The 1928-nt window shown below is 71.0% G+C and carries 3 protein-coding genes; all 3 read left to right on the forward strand.

The window, feature by feature from the left end:
• Positions 1-245, forward strand: a 245-nt coding sequence (locus BGO22_RS13155) for a DUF6537 domain-containing protein (protein WP_286851215.1), incomplete at its 5' end; no start/stop codon positions are given.
• 91 nt (positions 246-336) lie between these two features.
• Positions 337-654: a preprotein translocase subunit YajC gene (gene yajC, locus BGO22_RS13160; protein ID WP_070399784.1), complete on the forward strand. Its 318-nt coding sequence runs from the start codon at positions 337-339 to the stop codon at positions 652-654.
• 120 nt (positions 655-774) lie between these two features.
• Positions 775-1928: preprotein translocase subunit SecD (locus BGO22_RS13165; RefSeq protein WP_502686462.1), on the forward strand; the 1154-nt coding region annotated here is incomplete at its 3' end.

The raw sequence follows: 1928 nt of genomic DNA on the forward strand, positions 1-1928 counted from the left end.
CCGCCGAGCGCCGCATGGAGCGCGCCCTGATCGCCCAGTACCGCGCCGACGTCGAGGCCCTGCTGTCCGGGCTCACGCCCGACAGCCAGGCGCTGGCGCTGGAGATCGCGCGGTTGCCCGAGCAGATCAAGGGCTTTGGCCACGTGAAGGAGCGCCACGCCCAGGCCGCCGCCGCGCGGCGCGAGGCGCTGCTGGCGCGCTGGCGTGAAGGCGCCACCGCGGCGCCGGCGCGCCAGGCCGCCTGACGCGGCGGCGGCTTCAGCGGCTGAGAAACCCGCCTCTGTCAAGGGGGCGGCATACAATCGCCGGTTGTTCTGAACCCGCTGGAGACCGCCTGTGTTGATTTCCCCCGCCTACGCCCAAGCCGCCTCTGGCGGCACCGAGTCCACCCTGCTGGGCCTGCTGCCCCTGGTGCTGATGTTCGTGGTGCTGTACTTCGTGATGATCCGCCCGCAGCTCAAGCGCCAGAAGGAGCACAAGGCCATGATCGAGGCCGTGGCCAAGGGCGACGAGATCGTCACCGCCGGTGGCTTCCTCGGCAAGGTGTCCAAGATCGGCGACACCTACATCGGCGTGGAACTTGCCGCCGGCCTGGAAGTCCAGATGCAGCGCACCGCCGTCGTGCAGGTGCTGCCCAAGGGCACGATCAAGTAAACCCCGCACGGGCCGGCCGACACCGGCCCGTGGCCCCGTCAAGGGGGCCACGCGAGCGGACCGGCGCAGGCCGGTCCGCCGCGTTTCTGACCAAGACCTCGCGAGCGCCGAAGGCACTGTATGAACCGATACCCGCTGTGGAAGTACGCGATCATCGTGATCGCCCTGCTGGTTGGCGCGATCTACGCGCTGCCCAACCTGTTCGGCGAAGCGCCGGCGGTGCAGGTGTCGGCGGCCAAGGCCACGGTGCGCGTGGACACGGGCACGGTCGCGCGGGTCGAGCAGGCGCTGTCGGCGGCCTCGATCACCCCCAGCGCGCTCTCGCTCGAAGGCAGCTCGGTGCGCGCGCGCTTCGATGACACCGATACCCAGCTGAAGGCGCGCGACGCCATCGACCGCGCGCTCAACACCGACGCCGCCGATCCCAGCCACGTGGTGGCGCTGAACTTGGTGCCGCGCACGCCGGCCTGGCTGTCGGCCCTGCACGCCCGGCCCATGTACCTGGGCCTGGACCTGCGCGGCGGCGTGCACTTCATGCTGCAGGTGGACATGAAGGCCGCCCTTGAGCGCCGCGCCGACGTGCTGGCCACCGACCTGCGCAACGCCCTGCGCGAGAAGAACATCCGCCACGGCGGCATCCAGCGCAGCGGCCAGACCATCGAGCTGCGCGTGCGCGACGAGGCCACGCGCAACGCGGTGGTCGACCTGGCGCGGGCGCAGTTCACCGAGCTGGTGCTGACCGAGACGGCCGAGGGCAGCGACACCCGCATCACCGCGACCATCCGCCCCGAGGCCGCGCGCGCGGTTCAGGATCAGGCGCTTAAGCAGAACATGACCACCCTGCACAACCGGATCAACGAGCTCGGCGTGGCCGAGCCGGTGATCCAGCAGCAGGGCGCCGACCGCATCGTGGTGCAGTTGCCCGGCGTGCAGGACACCGCCAAGGCCAAGGACATCCTGGGCCGCACCGCCACGCTGCAGGTGCGCCTGGTCGACGAAAGCGCCGACGGCCTGGCCGCCGAGCGCGGCACCGGGCCCGTGCCTTTCGGCTCCGAGCGCTACCTGGAGCGCAGCGGCCGCCCCGTCATCGTCAAGCGCGAGGTGCTGCTCACCGGCGAGAACCTCACCGACGCACAGGCCGGCTTCGACGGCCAGTCCCACGAGCCCGCGGTGCACCTCACGCTCGACAGCAAGGGCTCGCGCATCTTCCGCGACGTCACGCGCGACAACGTGGGCAAGCGCATGGCCATCATCCTGTTCGAGAAGGGCAAGGG

This window comes from Hydrogenophaga sp. 70-12 (assembly GCF_001897365.1).
In the GTDB taxonomy this organism is placed as follows: Bacteria; Pseudomonadota; Gammaproteobacteria; order Burkholderiales; family Burkholderiaceae_C; genus Hydrogenophaga; species Hydrogenophaga borbori.